At 71.3% G+C, this 24110-nt stretch carries 10 protein-coding genes; 9 read left to right on the top strand and 1 reads right to left on the bottom strand.

Annotated features, from left to right (window positions below):
• Positions 1 to 385 precede the first annotated feature (385 nt).
• Positions 386 to 2404 carry an N-6 DNA methylase gene (locus tag ABD317_RS03145; protein ID WP_344287580.1) on the top strand — a complete coding sequence of 673 codons (2019 nt, stop codon included), beginning with the start codon at positions 386 to 388 and terminating at the stop codon, positions 2402 to 2404.
• A 9-nt stretch (positions 2405 to 2413) separates the two neighbouring features.
• On the opposite strand, the gene ABD317_RS03140 is transcribed toward ABD317_RS03145, so the two are convergent.
• Positions 2414 to 3910: a serine/threonine-protein kinase gene (locus ABD317_RS03140; RefSeq protein WP_344287578.1), complete on the bottom strand. Its 1497-nt coding sequence runs from the start codon at positions 3908 to 3910 to the stop codon at positions 2414 to 2416.
• A gap of 330 nt (positions 3911 to 4240) precedes the next feature.
• Here ABD317_RS03140 and ABD317_RS03135 point away from each other — a divergent pair, with 330 nt between their 5' ends.
• From ABD317_RS03135 to ABD317_RS03100, 8 genes are all read left to right on the top strand, one after another.
• Positions 4241 to 5680, top strand: coding sequence for a PD-(D/E)XK nuclease family protein (locus ABD317_RS03135; protein ID WP_344287576.1), 1440 nt, complete (start codon positions 4241 to 4243; stop codon positions 5678 to 5680).
• A 7-nt stretch (positions 5681 to 5687) separates the two neighbouring features.
• On the top strand, positions 5688 to 6851 hold the full coding sequence (locus tag ABD317_RS03130) for a pPIWI_RE_Y domain-containing protein (protein WP_344287575.1): 1164 nt from the start codon (positions 5688 to 5690) through the stop codon (positions 6849 to 6851).
• A complete protein-coding gene (locus ABD317_RS03125; protein ID WP_344287573.1) occupies positions 6844 to 10449 on the top strand; it encodes a pPIWI_RE_Z domain-containing protein in 3606 nt (1201 codons plus the stop codon). Before ABD317_RS03130 ends, ABD317_RS03125 begins: the two co-directional genes overlap by 8 nt.
• Positions 10450 to 10476: 27 nt before the next feature.
• Positions 10477 to 13461 (top strand): pPIWI_RE module domain-containing protein, encoded by a 2985-nt coding sequence (locus ABD317_RS03120; RefSeq protein WP_344287571.1) that lies wholly within the window; start codon positions 10477 to 10479, stop codon positions 13459 to 13461.
• A gap of 185 nt (positions 13462 to 13646) precedes the next feature.
• A complete protein-coding gene (locus ABD317_RS03115) occupies positions 13647 to 14591 on the top strand; it encodes a serine/threonine-protein kinase (RefSeq protein WP_344287569.1) in 945 nt (314 codons plus the stop codon).
• A 90-nt stretch (positions 14592 to 14681) separates the two neighbouring features.
• Complete coding sequence (locus ABD317_RS03110) at positions 14682 to 16343, top strand: serine/threonine-protein kinase (protein ID WP_344287567.1); 1662 nt, start codon at positions 14682 to 14684, stop codon at positions 16341 to 16343.
• A 115-nt stretch (positions 16344 to 16458) separates the two neighbouring features.
• Positions 16459 to 19701: a DISARM system SNF2-like helicase DrmD gene (gene drmD / locus ABD317_RS03105; RefSeq protein ID WP_344287565.1), complete on the top strand. Its 3243-nt coding sequence runs from the start codon at positions 16459 to 16461 to the stop codon at positions 19699 to 19701.
• Positions 19698 to 24026, top strand: coding sequence for an Eco57I restriction-modification methylase domain-containing protein (locus tag ABD317_RS03100; RefSeq protein WP_344287563.1), 4329 nt, complete (start codon positions 19698 to 19700; stop codon positions 24024 to 24026). Before drmD ends, ABD317_RS03100 begins: the two co-directional genes overlap by 4 nt.
• The last annotated feature ends 84 nt before the right edge of the window (positions 24027 to 24110 follow it).

Raw genomic sequence — 24110 nt, 5'->3', positions numbered from 1 at the left:
AAGCAGGTGAACACGGCCCCTGCAGATCATGGGGTTTCCACGCTTCAAGATCCACGAGGGTGCCGTGTTCGTCCCCGTCATCATCTCTCACCACCGTGCCTGCCCTCGATACGCCCCGGCTGGAAGAACGGGGCGGGAACAGTGTGCTGGATCAGGTCCGCAGTCTGGTCACCGAGTTCGAGTCGCGCGTGCTACTCGCCGTGCAGCCATGTGGGCTTCCCTGGGGGCATCAGTCAAGCTCGGTGGACCCGAAGGTCGGAGGGTGGCTTCGAGAAGCACGCGGCAGCACGATGCCAAGGCGTTCATGAACATAGTCAACTTACCTACTGGTGTGTGATGGGGTGAACGACTAGCCTGATCGACGTGCCCCACCTTCGGAGTGATCATGCCATCAACCAGGACAGATGCCACTGTGACGCTGGCCGGCATCGCACGCATCGCCGGGGTAGGGCGTGCTGCTGTCAGTAACTGGCGCCGTCGTCACGACGACTTCCCTGCTCCCGTAGGGGGGACCGACGTCAGCCCGCAGTTCTCGCTCGCTGAGGTGGAGCGATGGCTGGAGGATCAGAAGAAGATCCGGCCGGCTGCCCAAGGGCTGGACCGGCTGTGGCCGCAGCTTGAGGCGATGGGGGACAGGGACGTCACGGGCATGGTGATCGCCGCTGTCGGAGCTCGGCTGGCGCAGGTGGACGAGCACACGGTCATCCCTGTCAAGTTGTCGACTGAACAGCGACGTCTGGTCGGCCGAGTGGTAGATCTCGCAGCCCAGGAGAAGCCCGATAAATCGTTTGAGCGCCTCCTCGCCCGCTGGCTTCGCGTCCACACTCGGCAGATTGTTACGACACCCGCGGTTTTGGCCGATCTCATGGTGGAGGTTGCTGCCACGCTGTACGGCCCGGGGAACCCTTCCACAGTTCTAGACCCCGCCTGCGGCACTGGCTCGCTACTTCGGGCCGCGGCGCAACGATGGAACAGTTCCCAGCAGACGGAACTCCGAGGGCAGGACCGAGATCCGGTCCTCGCCACGATGACCGCAATCCGGCTCATGGTGTCGGGGGCCGCGTCCACGGATGCGGTGCGTACGGGAGTGACTGCTGCCGACACTCTTCTTGACGACATTCATGCGGCCGTCGAAGCCGACGTGGTCGTGTCGAGCCCGCCGTCGAACGACCGTGACTGGGGGTACTCAGAACTCGCCACCGATCCGCGCTGGGTGTTTGGTCAGCCACCCCGCACCGAGCCCGAGCTGGCCTGGGTGCAGCACGCGGTCTCGGCACTCGCACCCGGCGGCACGGCGGTGCTGCTGCTCCCCCCGGGGGTGGCCTCCCGTCGGGCTGGTCGTCGGATCCGGGCCGCGCTGCTGCGGTCCGGCACCCTGCGGGCGATCGTCGCGCTTCCGCCAGGAGCAGCTGCCCCGTACGGCCTGGGCCTGCATCTGTGGGTGCTGCGGAAGTCTGCAGAACCGCCCGTCGATGCCGAGTTTCTGGTCGTCGACGCCAAGGACCGAACGCTGCCCACCGCCTCTGGCAGACCGGAGATCGACTGGTCTGGGCTGAGTGACCAGGTTCTTCGCGCGTTGGCAGGCAGGGCGGTACAGGGTGCCCAGTCCCTGCCCGTCATCGACCTCCTGGATGAACGGGTCGACCTCACGCCGGCCAGGCATGTTCCTGTCACGACAGAAGCGCTGGGGGACGACCTGCGCGAGGGCTGGAAGCGGCTGGGAGCCAGGCTCGGCGAGCTGAGCGGACTCCGTGACTTGCTGGCAGACATCGAGCCGGCGCCGACCGGTCATGAGGCAGCGCCCGCAGCCACGACAATGGCTGATCTTGAGCGCGCCGGCGCTCTTGAGCTGCGAGGCGGTCAGGCGGTTGCCGAACAGCAGCTTCACCGGGGGGACGTGTCGCGAGGCGGAGTTCCGGTCGTACTCGTCTCGGATCTACTCCTCACCGGCGCGCCAGGGCAGTGGATGGCGGCCAGGACCGTGTCCGACCAAGCTCGTGCGGGGACGCTCACGGTGGCCCAGGCCGGCGATATCGTGGTCAGCGGTGCCGCACGAAGCTTCGACGCCTGGGTCGTGACGGACTACCGCATGGTGCTCGGCCCTCAGCTGTACGCGGTAAGTGTGGAAGAGACGGTACTGGATCCGTGGTTCCTCGCGGGCTGCCTGCGTGCCCCGGCCAACAAGCGGCAGGCGGGCACCCACGCCTCGACCTCCTCCCGGGTGGACGTGAGGCGGCTGCAGGTACCACGTCTCAGCCTGAGCGAACAGCACTTCTATGCTGACGTTTTCCGTAGTCTGACCGCTTTCGAACAAACGCTGCGCGACCTCGGTGCGGAGGGTGCTGGACTGGTTCAGTCGATCAGCGATTTGCTGGCAGCGGGTCGGCTGCCCCGACGGGAGTGATTCTGGGCGTCACTCGCCGGGCAGCAGGTCCAGCAACGGCTGGACTTCGTGCTCGAATCCGTTTTCCGACAGCTCGAGACCGACTTCGCGGCTGCGCTCAACCAACTCCCCGGAGTCGGAGTGCTCTGCAGCGACTTCCCGCACCGCGCTGCCCCAGCGCTTGATTGCCGTCGGCAGCTCTCCCGAGGGAATGCGGCACTCAGCCGCCCCCAATCTGGCCTCCAGAGCGATTTCGTCGAGGTCGCGCACGGCGTGGTCCCTTAGCGCGGTGATGACAGCCTCGTAACGCACCCGCGCTGCCTCCCAGTGACCGGAGATCCGCTCTCCGTCGGCGCACAGGAGTTGGGCACGGCACACCGCGGGATCGCGCGCCCCCCAGGCGGCGACGGCCGCAGGCAGCCGGGTTCTCAGATCGGCGAGAGACGGACCCGGACCGTGCTCTCGGAGTTCGGTCCGCGCCTGCATGCTCAGCTGCCCGAACTCGGCTCGGCTCAGCCAGCCGTCGGCACGGTGAGCGGGGCGCCGTCGAGATGCGGCCGGCCGGGCAGGAGGCGGTGCAGCGTGCGGCGCGTCACCCCTCGGCCTGCGGTAGCGCTCGCTCGGGTCCGGTTCCACCTTCGGGTTCGGTGCGAGGGCACCGGCACGGGGAAGGTGGCGGCGTAGCGTGGCTAGGACCTCGTCGACGCCCCAGAGGCGGGACTGCGGCTCCTTGCGCAGCAGCCTCCACGTCAGCTCATCGAGTTCGCCGTCGATACCTGCCCGGGCATCCCGGACACGGCGCGGCTCGTCGTGCAGATGCTGGATGCTCCGGTTGCGGTCCGGCAGATCGTGGAACGGCTGACCGCCGGTGAGCAACTCGAAGAATATGCAGCCGAAGGCGTACAGGTCCGTCGTGGCCGTGACTTCTCGCACTCCGCTCAACTGTTCCGGAGCCATGTAGCCGACACTGCCGGGTGTCCAACCGGCGGCGGTGTAACGGGTGGCGCCGGGCCGGGTGAGGAAGGCGATGCCGAAGTCGATTAGCTTGACGTTGCCGTCACCCGCGATGACGACATTGTCGGGCTTGAGATCGCGGTGCACGACTCCGGCATCGTGGGCGCACTTCAGTGCCTCCGCCAGCGCCACGGCGATCGCGACGGCGACGGCCTGCGGCAGCGGTGCGTACCGGGCGAGGAACCGGCGCAGGGACAGCCCGTCGATGTACTCCATGACCACGTACGGTTCCCCTTCGTGGAAGCCGTGGTCGCGCAGCGGCGGGATGGCGGGGTGGCGGAGTTCGGCCAGCAGCTTGCGCTCGCGCCTGAACCGCGCTTCACGTTCGCGCCGTTCCCGGCGCCGCTCCTCCGCGTCGGTCCAGCCGTCGGTATCGGTGTCCAGGCGCAGGATCTTGACCGCGACTTGTTCGTCGGTCACCCGGTCGTGTGCGCTCCACACCTGTGCGCTCCCGCCCCGGCCCAGTGGCTCCGTCAGGCGGTACCGGCCGCTCAGGACCGATCCGGTCTCCACTGTCACCTCCTCGTGGGTGTGTGGTTTGTGCTGACCCTTCACGATAGCGTGCTCACAGAAGCAATCATTCCTTGACTAAGTTCACAGTTCTACGCTTCCCTGGAGAGGCGCACCACTCAGACTCTTGGAGGAGACGTGGTCGACTGGCAGCCCCCGCCCGGAACGACAGGGAATCCGCGCCTGATTCGCACCAGCCCTCGCTGGCTTCGCGAAGATCCGCGCGATTGCCCGCGTGGTGTCGCCCTGCATGCGCGCAAGCTCGTCTTCCAGCAGCCGGAACGGCCGCTGCGCAAGCCGGTCGAGGCGTTCGCGCTCGCCCCCGTGATGGCCGTGCTGGACGATGTGGAGCACCGTGGGAAGAGCGTGGACGCGGCGGTGGCGCGCATGCGTAAGGTGCGCACGTACCTGCCGGCACACCGTGACTGGGCCGAGGAGGCGGCCCGCCGCTACCTGGCCGCCCGCAGCGCTTTCCTGCATGAACGTCACGTGCTCGGCGAGCCCGAGACCCGCCCGGCCGACGAGGAATGGGTGGTGATCGACTCTCTGCCCGAGCCGGACGCAAGGGGAGCCGCGCGGTACGAGCGCACCGCCTGGGGCCGCCGGTACGCCACCCCCGACGGCTCCCTGCGCGAGCTGTGGCTGCCGTCCGTCAACGTCGTCAAGGAAGACCGCCCGCGCGCCGAGGTCGCCGAGGCGGCCGCCGTGGCGGCTGAGGGGGTGCCCGCCCACAGCGAGTTCCGCCGGCCCTACCGGCCCGTCCGTGGCTCCGTGACGTTGCCTCAGCGGGTCCGGGTCGTGGCCGTGGGCTGCGGTGACGGAATCACCGCCGTCCTCGCCGACCGTACGCGTGAGGAAGCGGTGCAGGACTTCCGGGCCCACGCCCGTCCCGTTCTCGCTCGCGTCGTCGAAGGCGAGAAACTCATCCCGGGCTCCTCCTGCGTGGACTGCGAGGCACTGGCGACCTGCGCGGAACCTCCCCGGGTGCGGCAGTTGCTCGGCGTCCGCGCCCCGCGCCGCCCGCGGCGCAGACGCTCCGTCTCGGTGTCGGATCTTCGCGCGCACAGCCAGTGCCCGGCACGCTTCCACCTCACCAGGGTGCTGCACCTGCGTTCAGGCGAGCCGGAGAGCGCGGCGATCCGCCGCGGCCGAGCCGTCGACAACTGGCTGAACGAGCGCCATGGCGCCTGGCGCGAGGGAAGCTGCCGCGACACTGCGCCGCCCGACGCCTTGCCGGGGCTCGCGGAGGAGGAGCAACCCGTCGCGCTGCGCCTGGTGCGTCACCACGCCTCGCGGTGCCCGGTGGCGCACCTCGCGGCCGACGAGACGGTCCGGGTCCAGCCCCGGGTGACGGCCTACGATCCGGACCTCGACGTGATCGTCATCGCCGACGCGGACCTGCTGTACACCCAGCACGGCGGCTGGGTGTGGCGGGAGACCAAGACCGCGGCCCGCCGCGTGTGGGAAGGGCGGCCGCTGCTCAAGGCGTACCCTCAACTGGCCCTGGCCGTCCTCCTGCTGGCAGCCGGCGTTCCCGGCGGCGATCCGCGGCGGTCTCGGGTCGAGCTGGAGGTACTGCACCCGGACGGGGCCGCGTGCGAAGAACTGGACCCCGGCGACTCGGCCACGGTCGACGAGGCCCGTGCCGCGCTGGCGGGACTGGCCGCCGGCTGGGCTCTCGACGAGGAGTACCCCGCCAAGCCCGGCGATCACTGCGTCGGTTGCGAAGCCCAACGCTGGTGTGCCCCCGGGCGCGCGCAGGTGGAGGGGTGAGTCTTACATGGCCGATACCGCAACCCGGCACTCCGAGCCCGCCGACTGGGCCGCCCACGACGGAGTTCCGCTTCTGAAGACGCTCGCCTCCGCGCTCACCGTGCTGGACGGCCTCACGGAGCTCGACGCGTTCGCGCTCCCGTACCCGCCCGAAGCCCAACGTGCCCTGGACCGCACCGTGCTGGCATGCCTGCTGCGCGGCGCCGAGCCGCCGATGAGCCTGCCCGACCTCGTCTCGTGGTGCCGCTACCGACCGATCGCCGACTGGCCGCTGAACCTCCCCGAGGATGCGGTGGCCCCCGGGGACCGTCTGCTCGACGCCGAGTCGGGCCGCCCCACGGACCTGTGCCACGAGTGGGCGGAGCGCACCGGAGACAGCGCTGTCCGCCACCGCGACCGCCTCATCATTCATCACGCGCTGCGGCTGTGCCGTCGGCACGGCGAAGAAGATGCGTACAGCGCGTTCCGCCGGCTGCTCGTGCAGCAACCCGTGCTGACCTCGGCAGAATCCTTCGAGATCGCCTCCGACCTGGTGCTGGAGCCGGTGCGTGAACTGATCGCGGTCATCTACCAGCCGGTTCCCGCCAGCTTCCTGCGAAACGGCGCCTACGCCGCGTGCGGCCGTTGCCGGACCCTGCTCACCCCGGTCCGGGACGGATCCTGGTGGTGCGAGCGCGACCGCTGCCGCCGCCACGGTCCCCCGCCGGTCGGGCGGCTGCTGCTTTCCGAGGAGGCCGGCGAGGTGCTCCAGCTCGAGCGCCCGCTGCGGCAGTTCGTGACGGGGCCGGGTCGAGCCGAGACCGAGCTGGAGTCGGCGCTTGCCCGTCTCGGCCTCGCCGTGCGCATGTGGCCCGGCTACGACGCCTATGACCTGCTGGTCACCTTCCCCGACGGCCACCGCTGGGCCGTGGACGTCAAGGACTGGGCCCACCCGGCCTTCCTCGGCCGCGCGGCGCAGCCGATCCCACACGAGCCCCCGTACGACGAGAGCTTCTGGGTAGTGCCGCGGCACAGAACGCGGGAGCACCCCGACTACGTGGCCGTCTTCGAGCGCCACCGGCCCGCCGCCGCCCGGGACTTGCCCCTGCTGATCGATACCGATCTGGTCGCCCTCGCCCGCCGCCGGCTGAACTCCGGCCACCCGACTGAAGACGGAGCCCCACATGCGTGACCCCGAGAGCTGGCACCGCTCCGTCAGCCGGGCGCTGAGCCGGCACTCCGCCGAGCTGGGCGGCGTCAGGCCGGCGCAGCTCTGCCAGATGGAACTGGCCCTGCACCTGCTCGCCCGAATCGCCCCGGGCGAGAGCGCGGCAGGCGCCCACACGCTGCTCAGCGGCTACCCGTACGCCCGAGCCGCCGGCCTGGCCGTCACCGAAGCGCACGAGACGATGCTCACCGCGGCCCGCCATCTGCTGTGGCCGCTACGCAGGCGGCGCATGTGGCAACAGTCGCTGGAGAGCTACTTGCGGATCCCCACGCGGCTGCGCGCCTACGACGTCGCCGGGCCCGGCGGCCCGCCGGTCGCGCTCCAGGCCACCGTTGCTTCCTGGCGCCTCGCCGAGTACGACGCCGCACTGGCCGGCCTTCCCCCGCACGCCCGCCGCCCGCTGCCCGTGGCGCCGCCGGGACGCAGTACCTTCACCGACCGGCGCCGGGACACTTCCGTCACCTTCCCGGACACGCTGCGGCCGGGCCCGGCCACCGGCCACAACGTGGCCGCCGGACGGCCCGGCGACGGTTCTGCGCTCACGGTCACCCGCCAGGAGCTGCTGGCCACGGCCCGCTGGATGGACTCCACCGAGCGGGAGTTCGATGCGACGGACCCCGGCCACTGGGAGGCCCGTCTGGCGGAGGTGCGGCTGGCCCCGCGGGACGCAGACGGCTGCGGCTTCACCGACAGCGACGCTCTCACCCTCGACGGGCTGCTGCATCTCGTCGGTATGGTCGGCGCGGGCAAGAGCACCCTGATGATCCTCATCGCCGTGTGGGCCGCCCGCCGGGGCCTGCGCACCACGCTCGTCGTCGGAGACGTGGCCGAGCAGCTGCGGCACACCGCGCTGCTGCGCTCCCTCCGTCTGCCCGCGACCCCGGTGGTCGGCTCCAGTACCCGCGAGCAGCATGCGCAGCGGCTGCACCGGCGCGAGGCGGCGCAGGGCCTGGAGAACATCCTCGACCACGACCTGCCCGCCTTCGACGACCTCAGCACCGTCTGCGTCGTCGACGCCCTCCGGGGCACCGAAGCCCCGGAACCGCTGCGCTACGGCGACGCGCCGTGCGAGTCGCTCCATCCCGAGAAGCGGAACACGGCGAGTCGTACGACCGACGTCGAGGACGAGACGCCGCAGCCGTACCGGCCCGGCCGCGATGACGCGCCTCCTCCAGACCGGCCGTCGTTCCCCGTCCTCAGCGAGCCGCACGGCTGTCCGCTGTGGAACGCCTGTCCGCGGCACCGCGCGGACCGCGAGCTCGTCGACTCCCTGGTCTGGGTCGCCAACCCCGCCAGCTTGGTGCAGACGGCCGTCCCCCGCCACCTCGGCGACGAGCGGCTTCGGTACCTGGAACTCGTCTGCCTGCGCAGCGACATCGTCATCGTCGACGAGGCGGACGCCGTACAGATGAAGCTCGACGACATCTTTGCGCCGTCTGCCACGCTGATCACGCCGGCCGAGGACTCCTGGCTCGACCGGCTGCATGCCCACAAGATCCAGGAGCTGTCGCGCACCGGGCGGCTACCGCTCACCGACCAGGAGATCGAGCGCTGGTCGGCCGCCATCAGCGTGGCGTCGTTCGCCGCCGACCGGCTCTACAAACTGCTGATCGCCGACGAGGGCCTGCGCGAGTGGGTCGACATCGAGTACTTCAGCCCGTGGACCCTCCAGGACAAGCTACTCCGTGACTGGTTCGAGCCGCGCCCTGCCGACGACGAGAACGGCACCGATTCCGACGGCGTGCCCGACGAGAGACATCTGTACGAGGCGTACGAGGAGGACGCCCCCGAAACCGAGTCCGTCGCGGCGGACGAGCAGTCCCGCCGGGACGTTCTCACCTCGCTCTTCGACGCCTTCCGGGATGATCCGCTCGGTGCCCGCGGGCCGGCGGCCGAGCTGGTGGACGTCACCCACGAACTCCTCACCACCTTGTCCCCGACCACCGCCGCGGACAGTGTCGCAGCCGTCCTCGCCCGGCTGCTGGAGGACACCCCGGCGGCCGGCGACGATGAGGCCACGCGGGCCGGGTACGTCCGCCGGCTGGAGTTCATGCTGCTGCTGTCGGCCCTGCACCACCGACTCGACCGCCTCACGTTCCTGCTGCCAAGGGTGGAGGCCGCGCTGCGGCTGCCCCGGGACGGCAGCCGGCTCACCCGGCGGCCGCCCCTGGACTACGCGCCGCTCGTCCCCGAGGCCCCGATGGGAAACGTCCTCGGTTTCCAGTACCTCCCCGACGACCGGGAGCGCGACGACGACGGGCGGCACAGTGGCACGCTCCGGTTCTTCCGCTGCGCGGGGGTCGGGCGGGAGTTGATGCTCCGCCTACCGGAGATCGGCGCGGACCGCGGCGTCGGACGCCCCGGTCCGCACGTCGTGCTGATGTCCGGAACGAGTTGGGCCGGCACCTCGACCCGCGCCCACGTGGTCGCCCCCGTCGGGGCGGTGCTCAAGCCCTCCGAGGAGGCGCTGGCCGGCGTCGGCCGCACCGTCTTCAGCACGCGCTTCCTGTACGACGACGACCGGAAGCCGCTCAATCTCTCCGGCCTGGACCCGAAGGTGCGCCCCGCCGCGGTACGGCAGATGATCTCCCTGCTCGGCAGCCCGGGTCCTGGAGGCTCTCCCAGCCCGCTGCAGGAGGAGCTCGCCCTGGTCGACGACGACGGGCGGCACCGGGCGCTGCTGCTGGTGGGCAGCTACCGGGAGGCCGCCGTTGCCGCCGACGGGCTGCACCGGATCGAGCGCTGGCACGGCCGTGTCCGTGTGCTGGTCCCCGACGCGGCCGAGCTCGACCCGGGTGGGCGCGGCGGCGGCCCCGACGTCGTCCATGCCGAGTACGCCGCCGCGCTGCGCCGCGGTGACCTGGCCTCGTTCGCTGCCGATCCCTCGGCGGAGGTGCTGGTCGCGCCGCTGATGGCGGTCGAGCGCGGCCACAACATCCTGAACGACCGGCGTGCGGCGGCCTTCGGTACCGCCTTGTTCCTCGCCCGGCCGCACCCTCGGCCCGACGACCTGGACCTGGCGGTCTTCGCCATCAACGACTGGGCCACCCGCCTGGTCCGCGACGAACCCGATCCCGACCGCGGCACCTTCAGCGAGCTGGTCGCCAAGGAAGGGAGCCTTGACGCCGCGGGTCTCGCCCTCCGCCACCGGGCCCGCGGCGAGTGGCGCAAGCTGCTCGCCCGCCGCTACGTCTACTCCCGGCTGTCCCCGAAGGAGAAGCGCGCGTACGCCTGGGACCAACTGGTCGCCATGTGGCAGGTCATCGGCCGGCTCGTGCGCGGCGGAGTGCCCGCGCGGGTCGTCTTCGTCGACGCCCGCTTCGCACCGGTAACCGCCGCCCGCCTGGCGCCGGGAGCGGACGGGCGCCCGGCGGCCGTCCCGCCGCCGTCGGACAACGGCCTGCTGGCCGTCCTTGAGGGCGTCCTCGCCCCCTACTTCTCCGACAGCGTGCCCGCCGACGCCTTTCCCGACCCGGCCGACCCAGCGCTGGTCCGACTGCTCTACGCGCCCTTGTACGGCGCTCTGCGCGGACTCACCCACACTCCGCCCACCGCCCGCTGACACACCGAAACGCCCTGGGAGACGACCGTGCCCGTCAACTACCGCTCCGTCCGCGCCGCAGCCTGGCTCCCGACGTCTGCCGACTCCTCGTATACGGCTCCCTACCGCATCCTTCCGTTCCCCGAGGAGTGGCACGCGCCGCTGCTGGAACTGTGCAACACCGGCCGCCACGAGAGTGCCGAACCCTACCGGACTGTGCCCACATGGCGGATGGACCAGGTGCTCCAGGCTCTCGCGCCGGACATCCTCGTCCGGCCCCGCACCCACCCGCGCCCCGCGGGCGGGCAGGACTTCTGGCTCTGCGTCCCCGCGGAGCTGCCGGATCCGCTCCCCGCCCCGGCCTTCCGGTCGCTGCTGAACGTCTGGCTGCGCGACCTGCGTCCCGAACCGGAACACGCCGCCGTGCGGCGACGGGCCGAGGCCGCCCTTGCCGAGAATGTCCCGCGGTGGGAGACCCGGGACCTGGAGCTGGTGCGGTGCCCGGCGACCGACGGGGGCACCGCCGCGCCGCAGGCACACCAGTACCAGCTCACCAGCGACTGGCTGGCCCGGCGTGTCCTTGCTCTCGGCCCGTACGACTACGGTGCCGGGCAGCTGGCCTTCCGGGCCGCCCCGCGTGGCCCGCGCGACCAGGGCGCCGAGCTGATCTCCGAGCCCGTGCCGTACGAGGAGGACGGGCGGACCTCGTACTTCTCGATGGTGCTCAACATCACCGTGCAGACGGTGCCGTTCGAGCCGCTGCCCCGCTTCCACCTGCACACGCACGTGCGCCGCTGGGCCACCCGCATCCACGCCGGGACCGGACGCCTCTGGCTGCCCCGCCGCCGGATGGCGACGGTGTTCCTGCGCCCGCGGGTACCTTGGTTGCCCGGCGCCCCGGCCAGTGACCGGTTCGCGGTCGCCCGGCTGGGCTGGGCCGGCAGGGGCGTCGACTGGGACGGCCGCGGCCCCGCCAGCATGCTGCGGAGCATGTCCATCACCGAGTCGTTCCCGGACGCGGCCGGCATCCTCCAGGCACCGGTGGAATGGCTCACCGACGACATGCGCGCGGCCGTCGTCCACAGCACCGCGATGGGCAGCCACGGCGTCGGTCCCGGCTGGATGTCCGACCAGCGCTCCCGGATCGTCCACTGGGCCGAGCAGGCGCTGCCGGAGCAGCTGCGCCCTCTGCCGGAGTTGCGCCGCAGTGACAAGGCCCCGCCCACCCCGGCGAACGCCCGCCCCGGCTCGGTCAAGCCGGCGGAGAAGCAGGCGGTGGCGCTGCGGGAGGCCACGGAGCGCCGGGCAGCAGCCGCCTACGCCCTGCGCTCCCTGGACACGTCGATGGAACACGGAGACCTGCCGGTGCTCCGGGCCCGGCTGCTCTGGCAGACGGAGGCGATGCGCCGGGCCGCCATCGCGGCCCTCGCGGAGCACCTCGGCCTCAAGGGAGACGGGCAGGCCCCACCCGAGCGGGAGTTCGAGGCCGCGGCGCCCGGCCGCGCGGCGATGCTGGAGTGGCAGACGCCCGAACTCGTGGTCCGGCTGCGCTGCCTGAAGCTCGGCGGATCCCTCGGCGACGACCTGCCGCTGCCCGACGGCACCCGGCCCGGCCGGGCCGCGGTGACCGCGGCCGCCGCGGTGCGCCGGGCCGAGACAGCCGCGTTCCTGCGCGCCGATGGCGGCGAAGGGCCGCCGTCTCTCGCGCTGGTCGAGATCGACCGCCGCCAGGATTTCACCACGCCCGGCCACGACCCCAAGTTCGCGCTCCGGCTGGGCTGCGCCGACGCCGGTGTGCTGACGCAGTTCATGGTGGTGCCTAAGAAGGCCCACGGCCACAACTCGCAGAAGAACGTCGGCCATCGCGCGCTGAAGGCATGGGATGACGGCCTCCGTCAGCTCGGCGTGCGTGTGCACCCGGAGCACAGCCTCGGCGGGCTGGTACCGCCGGGACTCGGCTTCGCGGCCGTGTGGCGGGTGCAGAAGAACCGCGGCACGAAGACCCACTGGCCTGCCTACGAGCCCGTGGCGGTACGGGTCGTCCCGGAGCCGTCCGGCGACGGACTGGCCCGCGTCGAGGGCTGGGACCGCGATGCCGACGGCGGCGCAGGCGCCTGGGTTCCGTATCCGCGCCTTCTGCTGCGGCTGACGCGGCTCGCCGAGGTCCCGAAGGCCGCCGTCCCGGCCGGCCGCACGGGGCCGGAGGCCGCCGAGGCCGCCCCGGAAGCGGCCGGAAGGCGCCCGTCCTGGCAGCAGGACCGCGAAGTCCAGCGCCGCCGAACCGAGGAGTGGCTCCAGGAAGTGCTGGCCTCGCTGCGCGGCACCCCCACCCTGCTGCTTGCGCACGCGCAGAACTTCCGGTCGCACTGGACCTGGCTGCAGGACGGCCGCACCATACGCGACAAGCTGCGCACCGGGCTCGCCCCGGCCCGCCGCCTGCCGCCGGACCTGCGCCTGGTGCGGGTGCGCACCGCCCGGGGCCGGGAAACCGCCCAGTGGTGGGGCGTGCACCCGAAGGGCGGACCCAACGGGGTACCGGCGGGCATGTGGTGCGCGGGACCCGTCGCCGGGTCGGACGAGTCCTCCGGACCGGCCGGCGGTGACCGGGTGTTCTGGAGCACGACGCCCAAGCCTCCGCAGGGCCGCACGTCGTCCGTCGAGGGCGACAAGCTCACCCCGCGTCCGCTGCGCGCCGGGAAGCGCAAAGGCGAGCTGACCATCGACACCGGCGTGGCGGCCTGGAACCCGGCGCTCGTCGAGCTCGCCGTGCTCGGCTGCCACCCCGGGGACGGCGACAATCCCGAGGCGCTGGCGCTGGCGGTACACCAGCTCCGCCAGGCACCCGACTATCCGCCCGCGCTGAGCCTGCCGCTGCCCCTGCACCTGGCCGAGCGGGCACAGGAGTACGTGCTGCCCACGCTTGCCGACGAGGGGGAGAGCGAGCAGCCCGAGGACGCTGACGTGATACCGGCGTCCGACGCCGACCCGGACGGAGAGGCAGCGGGCGCACTGGAGCCCGAGTCCGAGGAGTGAGCCGGCCGGAACTCCCGTCGCCAGGGTCGGGGTTCACCGAGCAGACGACAGTTTAGGTTCGGGCATCGAAAACCGCGGGTCGGCGGTGGCTCTAGGATCGGGTGGGCCGGCCCGCGGCCGTGGCAACACCGCGGTGCCGGACCGGTTTTTCCGGCCCAGCCATCCACGGCTCTCACAGGAGTGTCATGCATCCGGTCGGCCGCGGCACCGTACTGCGCGACCGCTATCGCCTCCTGGCACCGCTCGGCCGCGGTGCCATGGGCCAGGTCTGGGAGGGGCTGGACACTCACCTGGAGCGTTCGGTGGCCGTGAAGCTACTGGTCGCCGACCTGCTTGCGGACGATGCGGAAGGTTCCCGCGTGCACCAGCGCTTCGAGCGCGAGGCGAAGGCCGCCGCCGCGCTCGATCACGTCAATGTCGCCACCGTCTACGACGCTGACATCACCTCCGGTACGTACTGGCTGGCCATGCAGCTCGTCCGTGGCGCCACCCTGGGCGACCTGCTCGGCGAGCACGCGGCGTTCGGTGTCGACGCGGCGACGGCCGTCGCCGCCCAGCTCTGTGCTGGTTTGTCCGCCGCGCACGCGGTCGGCCTGGTCCACCGGGACCTCAAGCCCGCCAACGTCATGGTGCGCACCGACGGAGTGGTCAAGATCCTTGACTTCGGCCTGGTCAAGCCGCTCGCTGCCGACGCCACACGGCTGACCGTGACCGGCGAGGAGATGGGCACCGCCGCGTACTCCGCACCCGAGGTCCTGACCGGGGAGCACGAAGCGGATGTCCGAAGCGACCTCTACAGCCTCGGCTGCCTGCTGTATCAACTGCTGACGGGAGCGCCGCCGTTTCCGGCGGAGCAGCCTGCCCGCCTGCTGCGCCAACGGCTCACCGGACCTCCGCCGGCACCCGAAGAGCACGGCGTGACCGTGCCCGATGCGGTGGCGCGACTCCTCGCCCGCCTGATGGCCCCGGCGGCACGCGACAGGCCGGAATCCGCAGCCTGCGTCTACGACGCCCTGCGGCCTTTCCTCCCGCGGCAGCAGGACGGAAGCTCACCGGCGACGCACAGTGGTCCGGAAGATCCCCGTCGCCCGTTCACGCTGCCCATGAGTCCGTATCCATATCCTTCTTGACCACTCCGCGCCACTTGCTCGTCACGCAGTGACAGGATGTGCGGCAGCAGAAACCGATGAAGCGATCGAGCCCGAGGCGGGGGCGATGGCATGGCGCAGGCGGACCAGAAGATCCTTGAACGCTACGAGCTCACCCACCGGCTGGGAGCCGGAGGCATGGGCGAGGTGTGGGCCGGCTACGACAAGCGGCTGGATCGGCGCGTGGCCGTCAAGTTCCTCCGGCCGCACGCCTCGCCCGGGACGCTTCGCCGGCTGGAGCGGCGCTTCATGCGCGAGGCCCGGCTGACCGCACGTTTGGAACACCCCGGGGTGCCGGTGCTGCACGACGCCGGCCGGCTGCCGGACCAGCGCCTGTACCTGGTCATGCAACTCGTCACCGGGCACACGCTCGCGACCGTCCTGCGGCGCTGCGAGCGGCTGCCGGCCGACTGGGCCCTGGCGGTCACCGCCCAGGCCGCAGACGTCCTCGCGCACGCTCACGTGGGCGGCGTCATGCACCGCGACCTGAAACCGGCCAACCTGATGCTGACTCCGACCGGAACCGTGAAGCTCCTGGACTTCGGTATCGCCGCGGCTCTCGACCCCGAACCGCATGAGCCGCGCCTGACCGCGGCCGGCGAGATGGCCCCGGGCACCCCCGGCTATATCGCGCCCGAGCAGATGCTGGGCCATCGGGCCACGGCCCGCAGCGACCTCTATGCGCTGGGCTGTGTGCTGTACCAGTTGCTCACCGGTGCCGAGGTGTTCACCGGTGCCACCCCCTGGGTGCTCTTCGACCGGCACCTCAACGACACCCCCCGCCCGGTGACGGAACTCGTGCCGCAACTCCCGCAGGAGGTTGCCGGTCTCGTGACCCGGCTGCTCGCCAAGAACCCGGACGACCGTCCCGCCTCGGCGGAGCGCGTCGCGTGGGAGGCCGCTCACCTTGTTGCCCGGCTGCATCCGGCCGGGAACCAGGCCGCCGAGGACATCGGCGCGGTCATCGGCTCCTTGCCCCTGCCCGCGGGGCCGACCGCCGCCACACCTGATGCGTCCTGGCGTCCGTACGACCCGACCCGGCCCTATATCCGCGTCCCTCCCGAGCCCCGCCCCGTACCGGAAACGGCACCGGAGCGACCGCCCGGTGGGCCCGCCGCGACGGCTCCGGTCGGCCCGGCGGAGCCGCTGCCGGAGAGCGCCGCGGCGCAGGCGCAGGCCGACCGGCTGGCCGCCGAAGGGCGCTTCTCCCAAGCCGCGGCACTCCTCGAAGAACTTCTGGGGAAAGAGACCGGGCCCGCGGGTCGGCCGATCGACGACCCGTGGACGGTCCCGGTGCGCCTGCAACTGTACGACTTCCTCGGCAAGGCGGGATCACTGGCGCGGGCGCGCGACGGCTTCGCCGCTCTCGGAGAGGCACTGCGGCGCACCCGGCTCACCACCGACCGCGACGTCCTCGTCTGCCGCGCCGGCGAAGCGCGCTCGCTGGCAGGTCTGGGGCAGACCACCGAAGCGCTACGGGAGTACGACCGGCTTCTGCCCGACCTCGTTACTGCTTGGGGACCTGCGCACGAGACGGTCTTCGACGTCCGCTACGAGGCCGCCGCGCTGCGCGCGGGCGCCGGTGAGCACCGGACGGCGAGAGACCTCCTGATGCGGCTACGCGACGAACAGCGCGCCGCCCTCCCCGTTGCGGACCCGCGGCATGCGGCGGTCGAGAATCTGCTGATCCGCCTCGACCGGTTGCTGATCCAGAGCCGTTCCACTTTGCCGTGAACTCTGTTCACGCTCGAACTGGGGTAGTAGGTTGACCCACCCGGCAGAGCGGGTGAGGTCCTCCCGTATTGTCTCTTCGGCCCGGTGTGCGTATCCGAGGGAAGGCGTGTCATCGATGACGACCACAGCGCGACGCGACCGCACCGGAACCGCGCCCGACCAGTTGCCGAAAGAAGGCGACCTGGTGGAGGTCCGCGGCCAGACGTGGGTCGTCGCCCGCGTCGAGCACTCCCCGCACCGTGCGGACGTGACCGCTGACCGGGACCCGGCCCGCGCCACCCTGGTCCACCTGCAGTCCGTGGCCGACGGCCGCTTCGGCGACACCCTCACCGTCATCTGGGAGGTCGAGCCGGGTCGCCGCGTGCTGCCGGCCGGCTCCCTCCCCGACGCCTCCACCGGACGGTACGACCCACCCGGCCGCCTCGCCGCCTTCCTTGACGCGATCCGCTGGTCCGCGGTCGCCTCCGCCGACACGAGAAACCTCCAGGCGCCCTTCCGGTCCGGAGTGGCCGTCGAGCCGTACCAGCTGGAGCCGGTATCCCGCGCGGTCGGCGCCCCCCGCGTCAACCTCCTCCTCGCCGACGACGTCGGCCTCGGCAAGACCATCGAAGCGGGCCTGGTCGTCCAGGAACTCCTGCTGCGCGGCCGGGCCCACCGGGTGATGGTGGTCTGCCCGGCGGGCCTCACCCTCAAGTGGCGGGACGAGATGGCCGAGAAGTTCGGTCTGGACTTCACGATCGTCGACTCCGAGCACTGCGCGCGGCTGCGCCGCACCCACGGCAACGCGGCCAACCCCTTCCGCGTCTACCCGCTCACCATCGTCTCCCTGCCCTGGCTGCGCGGCCCCAAGGCCCAGCGCCTGCTCGACGAAATCCTCCCGGCGGGCGAAGCCGAGCCCGGCGCGGCGGCCGGTGGCGGCCGGCGCTTCTTCGACCTGCTCGTCCTCGACGAGGCGCATCACGTCGCACCCGCCGCCCCCAAGCAGGTGTACGCCGTCGACTCCCAGCAGACCAGGCTCGTCCGCCGCCTCGCGCCGCATTTCGAGCACCGCCTCTTCCTCTCCGCCACCCCGCACAACGGCTACCCCGAGTCCTACACCGCGCTGCTGGAGCTCATCGACAGCCAGAAGTTCGCCCGCGGCATGGAACCGGACCAGCAGTCCCTCAAGGGCACCGTGGTGCGCCGCCTCAAGTCGCAGGTCGTGAAGGCAGACGGCACGCCGTACTTCCGTATCCGCCGCACCCACACCCTCGAAGTCGAGTACGCGAACGCGGAACGGGAGGTGCACGGTCTGCTCACCGGCTTCGCCCGGCTGCGCAGGAAGCGCATCGCCCGGGACGCCCGCGGCGGCCGGCGGGCCGCCGACCTGGTGACCCTGCTGCTGAAGAAGCGGCTCTTCTCCTCACCCGCAGCTTTCCTGCACACCGTACGCATCTACCTCTCCCACCTGGAGGACACCACCGGCCGCAGACGAGGCGCCGCCGCCGATGTCCCCGAGTGGCTGGAGGACTACGCCGACGAGGTCGCCGACCTCGACGACCTCGGCCTCGCCGACGCCGAGGACGCCGCCCTGACCCGGTCCACCAGCCTCACTCCCGCGGAAGACGGCGAGGAGCTGTCCCTGCTGCAGGACATGGAGCGCTGGGCGATCACCCACGAGGCCGCCGCCGACTCCAAGGCCCGGCTGCTGCTGAACGAGCTCAAGGCCATCTGCCGCCCGGGCGGCTTCTGGAGCAACGAACGCGTCATCGTGTTCACCGAATACCGCGACACCCAGCAGTGGCTGCTGGAACTGCTGCGTCAGGAGGAACTCACCGACGGCGGGCGGGTCGCCGTGCTGCACGGCGGCCTCACCACCGGCGAGCGCGAGCAGATCCGCCTCGGCTTCCAGGCCCACCCCGCCACCGCCGAGGGCAGGGTCCGCATCCTGCTCGCCACGGACGCCGCCAGCGAGGGCATCGACCTGCAGAAGCACTGTTTCCGCCTGATCAACTACGACATCCCGTTCAACCCCAACAAACTCGAACAGCGCATCGGCCGCATCGACCGCTGGGGCCAGCGTGAAGACCCGCAGATCACCCACTTCATCGGCACCGGCTGGGAACAGGCCGCGGCCGGGTCCTACGAAGCCGACCTGGAGTTCCTCTCCCGCGTCGCCGCCAAGGTCGCCCGCATGGAGGCCGACCTCGGCTCCGTCAACGCCGTCCTCGCCGACGCCGTGCAGCGCCGCATGACCGGCGACACCGCCCCGATCGACCTCGACGAGGCCAGGCCCCGGAAGATTCCCGGCCGTCGCACCGGCGGCACAGTCGCCCCCGAGCAGAACGTCACCGAGCAGGCCCAGCGCCTCGCCGAGCAGTACGAGAAGACCGTCACGGCGCTCGGCCTGACACCTGCAAATGTCAAGCGTGTCGTCGACACCGCGCTGGCCCTCGACCACCAGCCGCCGCTGGCCCCGTACCACAGCGAGGACTTCGACGGCGGCGTGTACACCGTGCCCCCGCTCTCCGGCTCCTGGGAGCGGGCGACCCGGGGTCTGGCTCACCAACTCCGCCCGGACGAGCAGCGGCCCGTCACCTTCGCGCCGGGGATCGCCCGGGACGGCCGCGACGACGTCGTCCTCGCCCATCTCAAGCACCCCCTGATCGCCCTCTCCACCCGGCTGCTGACGGCCGCCGTCTGGAACGCCGACTCGGTGGGCCTCAACCGCGTGACCGCCGTCGTCACCGACGACCCCGCCGTGCAGACCACCCTGGTCTCCGCCTACGCCCGCTACGTGCTGGCCGGCGCCGACGGCACCCGCCTGCACGAGGAAGTCCTCTACGCCGGCGGCTGGTTCGGCGACACCGGACGCTTCCGCCGCTGGGAGTCGGTCCTCGACCAGGGCGAGGTCCTGGCCCGGGCCCTCACCGACGGCACCGAGGCCGCCCCCCACCTCCGCGCGGAGCTCACCGAGGCGTGGCCCCGGCTGCGGCAGCCGCTGTACGACTCCCTCGCTGCCCGGTCCGCCGACCGCGGCCGCTCGCTGGAGAAGGCCCTCGCCGACCGGCAGGCCGAGGAAGAGCGCCGCATCACCGCCACCCTCGACCGCTTCGAGACCACCCTGCGCGCCAAGGTCAAGGAGGAGGGCGAGCGGGCCGGCGAGCAGATGGCCATCTTCGCCGAGCGGGAGGTCACCGCCGCAGAGCAGCGCCAGTACCGCGAGGACCGTGAGCGCTGGCAAGCCCGCCTCGAAGGACTGCCCGCCGAGCGCGAGCGCGAGCTGGCGGCCATCGCCGCCCGCTACCGCGGGCGCCGCCCCCACCTCTTTCCCGTCGCCGTCGTCTTCGTCGTCCCCGCCAAGGAGGCCCGCCGATGAGCAGCCGCCGCCGCTCCCTGCCGCGCGGAGTCGCCGCCGCCCGCGCCCAGGCCATGGACGGCCGCGCCCGGCACCAGGAATGGCTTGACCTCGTCGAGGTGTCGGGACCGTTCCTCACCATGCCGGTGCTGCTGCAGGCGTGGCCCCAGCTCGACTCCCTCGACAAGGCCGAACGGGCCCGGCTGCGCGCCCGCCACGCCGACTGGCAGGCCAACCCGGCGGCCGGCGACGTACGCGACGAGTGGATCGCCTACGTCCTCGGCACACTGCTCGAATGGGGCGACGCGCTGATCCTGCGCCAGGGCGCCGACGACGACCTGGCCCTGGACCACTTCACGCTCGACCTCCACGAGCACGGCGCCCGCGTACGCGCCCACTTCGCCCTCGCCGAGCCGGGGACCCAGGTGGCCGCCGAGCCGGACGCGGAGTCGGCCGCCAAGCGGGTACGCCTGCTCGGCATGACACTGCCGCCCGGCACCGTCCCCACCGCCCGCACCGACTTCGGCGACGACTGGCCCGCCACCCCCGCCGACCGCCTCGCCCGCCTGCTGCGCCACCACCGCGTGCCGCTGGGCCTCGTCACCGACGGCCGCTGGTGGTGCCTGGTCTGGGCACCGCCCGAGAGCGTCACGACCACGGCCCTGTTCGACGCGATCACGTGGAACGAGGCCGCGGAGCGCGGCGTCGTACGCGCCTTCGCCTCGATGCTGCGCCGCCGCCGCTTCTTCGAGTACCCGGAGGACGAGAGTCTCGCCGGGCTGCTGAAGAAGAGCCTGGAGGCGGGAGAAGAGGTCACCGAGGCGCTGGGCGTCCAGGTCCGCCGGGCGGTGGAGCTGCTGGTCGACGCCATCGGCCGCGCGGATGCGCGGGCCATGGAGCACGGCGAACCGGGCTTGCGGGCGGGGGACGTGTCCGCGTCGGAGGTCTATCGGGCGGCGGTCGCGGTGATGATGCGCGTCGTCTTCCTGTTCTTCGCCGAGGAACGCGGCATGCTGCCCGCCGACCGCGAGGTGTACGCCCAGGCGTACTCGGCCCGTACGCTGCGCGCCGAGCTGAGAGCGCGGGCCGACGCGGAGGGCGAGGCCGCGCTGGAGCACACGACATCCGGCTGGCACCGGCTGATCGCCCTGTTCCACGCCGTACACGGCGGGGTCGACCACCCGGAGCTGCCGCTGCCCGCGTACGACGGCTCGCTCTTCGACCCGGACGCATATCCCTGGCTGGAGCGGCGGACACTGCTGCTGCCGATCGACGACCGCACGGTGCTGCACATGCTGCAGGCGGTGCAGGAGGTGCGCGTCGGCACGGGCAGGCAGAGGGAGACCCGCACGCTGTCGTTCCGGGCGCTGAGCGTGGAGCAGATCGGCTACGTCTACGAGGGCCTGTTGTCGTTCGACGGCGAGCGGGCGGTGGACACGATGGTCGGGCTCATCGGGCCCGAGGGGTACGAGCACGAGGTGTCGCTGCGGGAGCTGGAGTCTTTGGCGGCGGGGGCGGGTTCGTCGGTGAAGGACCTGGCCGCGTCGATCCACGCGAGGTGGAAGGACCCGAAGCCGCCCGCGTCGGTGTCGCGGCTGGAGAAGCTGCTCGCGCCGGCGACGGGCGAAGCACAGGCGGAGGCCCGCCGCAGGCTGGGCGCGGCGACCCGGGATGTGGGGCTGGTGGAGCGGCTGCTGCCGTTCGTCGGCATCATCCGCCGCGACCTGCGCGGCCTGCCGATGGTGATCCCCGCGGGCTCGCTGTTCGTCACCGAGTCGTCCCTGCGGAAGAACACCGGCACGCACTACACGCCGGCGAACCTCGCTGAGGAGATCGTGACCCATGCGCTGGAGCCGCTGGTGTACGAACCGGGCCCGCTGCAGACCGCGGACAGGGATGCGTGGGTGCTGAAGCGGCCGGAGGAGATCCTTTCGCTGAAGGTCGCCGACATCGCGATGGGCTCGGCCGCGTTTCTGGTCGCCGCGTGCCGTTACCTGGCGGACCGGCTACTTGAGTCCTGGGACCGGTATGAACACCACGAGGCAGCTGCCAAGTACCGCGGCGAGCGGGCGGCCGGCCTTGCCCCGGCGGCGGACTTGGACCCGGAGTCGGACGGCGTGGTCATCAAGGCTCGCAGGCAGATCATCGAGCACTGCTTGTACGGGGTGGACATCAACCCCATGGCCGTGGAGATGGCGAAGCTGTCGCTGTGGCTGGTGTCGATGGACCCCGAGCGGCCCTTCACGTTCCTGGACGACCGGCTGGTGGCGGGGGACTCGCTGCTGGGTGTCACGTCGTTGGAGCAGCTTGAGGCCGTGCACCTCGATGTGGGTGAGGGCGACCTCATCGGCTCGGCGGCGGACATCGAGCGGTTGGTAGGGGCGCTGGCGGAGGAGCGGCGAGCAATCGCGGAGATCGACGACGACGTGGAGGGCGTGGGAGAGAAGCGCTCGCGGCTGGAGATGGTCCGCGCGCACACGGAGCGGCTGCGGCTGATCGGGGACCTGGTCGCGGGTGCGGCGTTGGCGACGTGCGCGTCGGGGCGGGTGGAGTGGTACAAGGAGGACGGCGGGGAGCGGTTGCGGGATCTGTTCCCCGAGGCGGCCGAACTGGCCCAGCGCATCACGCCGGATGTGGACGGCGAGCAGGACGCGGCGGCATTGCAGGAGGCGGAGGCGGCGGCCCGGGAATGGCTGGCGAGCGAACTGCCGGAAGGTGCCTTGGAGCGGGTGCCGCTGCACTGGCCGCTGGAGTTCCCGGAGGTATTCACGGAGCGGGATGGGTTCGACGCGGTGGTGGGGAATCCGCCGTTCCTGGGTGGAAAAAAACTCACCGGAGCGCTGGGAGAGGCGTATCGCGAGTACCTGGTTAACCATGTGGCGGGGGAGAGGCGTGGCAGCGCCGATCTGGTGGCGTACTTCGCGCTCCGGGCACACGAGTTGCTGAACGCAGGAGGCCAAACGGGGTTGGTCGCCACGAACACCCTGGCGCAGGGGGATACCCGGGAGGTCGGCCTCGACCGGCTCGCGGAGCAGGGTGTCGAAATCCGGCGGGCGGTCAAGAGCGAGCCGTGGCCGTCGGCGTCGGCGGTGCTGGAATATTGTGCGGTTTGGACGAGCAAGGCGCCGGTGGCGATGGAGGTCGAACGTCAGATCGGCGATGTCGTGGTACCCAGCGGCATCTCCACGTCGCTCAACCCAGCGACGCGGGTGGCGTCTTGGGCTGAGCCGCTGGCGAGGAACACGGGGGTGGCGTTCATCGGGGCGTTGGTCTTGGGGCTCGGGTTTACGATGTCGGAGGAGACCGCCCGGGTGTGGATTGCCGCAGATGAGCGGTACCGAGAGGTGCTGTTCCCCTACCTGAACGGCCAAGACATCAACACCCATCCGGAGCACCGCACTGACCGGTGGATTATCAACTTTCGGGACTGGACGCAGGCGAAGGCCGCGGAATACCCGAAGGCGTATGAGAAGGTGCGGCGAGAGGTGAAGCCTGAACGGGAAAATAACAACCGCAAGGTCTATCGTGAATACTGGTGGCAATTTGCCGAGAAGCAGCGCGCAATGGTTAAAGGGATTGAGTCGCTCGACCGGTGTATCGTCATCACTCTCGTGAGCAAGGCGGTCATGCCGGTAATGGTCCCGACCGGTCCTGTATTTGCGCACAAGCTTGGTGTTTTCGTGTCGGACGATCCGGCGCTACTCGGAGCACTGAGCAGTGCGCCTCACTACTGGTGGGCATTGGACCGCAGTTCGACGATGAAGGCCGACCTTAACTACAGTCCAACCGACGTCTTTCAAACCCTTGTCCGCCCGCCCCTTACCGAGGACCTCCGCGCCGTTGGCACTCGCCTCCACGCCCACCGCCGCGATCTCATGCTCGCCAGCGACATCGGCCTCACCACCACCTACAACCTCGTCCACGACCGGGACTGTCACGACCCTGGCATCGTCGAACTCCGCCGCATTCACACCGAGATCGACCGAGCCACCATCGCCGCCTACGGCTGGCACGACCTGCTCGACGAGACCGGCGTCACCCCACCTGCCGATCCCAGCCACCAGACCGTGCCCCTCGACCACGGCTTTCACACGACCGATCAAGGCGACCGGTACACCATCGGTGCCCTCGCCCGGACCGAGATCATCGACCGGCTGCGGTATCTCAACCACCAGGCATACGCCGACGAGGTGTTCCTCGGCCTGCACAAGAAGCCCAAGAAACACCCCGACATGCCCCCGCCGTCCGCCGAAGCGCGCCGCCGCAAGGCGGAGCGGCAGAGCAGCGGCAGCGTGACCTTCGACGGCGACGACGGGCTCTTCCCGCCCGAGGGTGCCCTGTTCTGACCACTGCCGCCGTTGCCGCCTCAGAAGCCGTAGCGCCGCGCGTAGCTCTCAAGGCTCCGGTCGCCGTCCAGGCGGTAGCCCAGG

Origin of the sequence: Streptomyces synnematoformans (assembly GCF_039531005.1) — a bacterium.
Classification (GTDB): domain Bacteria; phylum Actinomycetota; class Actinomycetes; order Streptomycetales; family Streptomycetaceae; genus Streptomyces; species Streptomyces synnematoformans.
Note: the sequence above shows the minus strand (reverse complement) of the source record. Positions and strands in the feature narration are given on the sequence as shown.

What these genes read in the sequence shown, in the direction of transcription:
- ABD317_RS03145 (WP_344287580.1), top strand. Translation starts at nt 386, where the DNA reads ATGCCATCAACCAGGACAGATGCCACTGTGACGCTGGCCGGCATCGCA.
- ABD317_RS03130 (WP_344287575.1), top strand. Translation starts at nt 5,688, where the DNA reads ATGGCCGATACCGCAACCCGGCACTCCGAGCCCGCCGACTGGGCCGCC.
- ABD317_RS03125 (WP_344287573.1), top strand. Translation starts at nt 6,844, where the DNA reads ATGCGTGACCCCGAGAGCTGGCACCGCTCCGTCAGCCGGGCGCTGAGC.
- ABD317_RS03115 (WP_344287569.1), top strand. Translation starts at nt 13,647, where the DNA reads ATGCATCCGGTCGGCCGCGGCACCGTACTGCGCGACCGCTATCGCCTC.
- ABD317_RS03110 (WP_344287567.1), top strand. Translation starts at nt 14,682, where the DNA reads ATGGCGCAGGCGGACCAGAAGATCCTTGAACGCTACGAGCTCACCCAC.
- drmD (WP_344287565.1), top strand. Translation starts at nt 16,459, where the DNA reads ATGACGACCACAGCGCGACGCGACCGCACCGGAACCGCGCCCGACCAG.
- ABD317_RS03100 (WP_344287563.1), top strand. Translation starts at nt 19,698, where the DNA reads ATGAGCAGCCGCCGCCGCTCCCTGCCGCGCGGAGTCGCCGCCGCCCGC.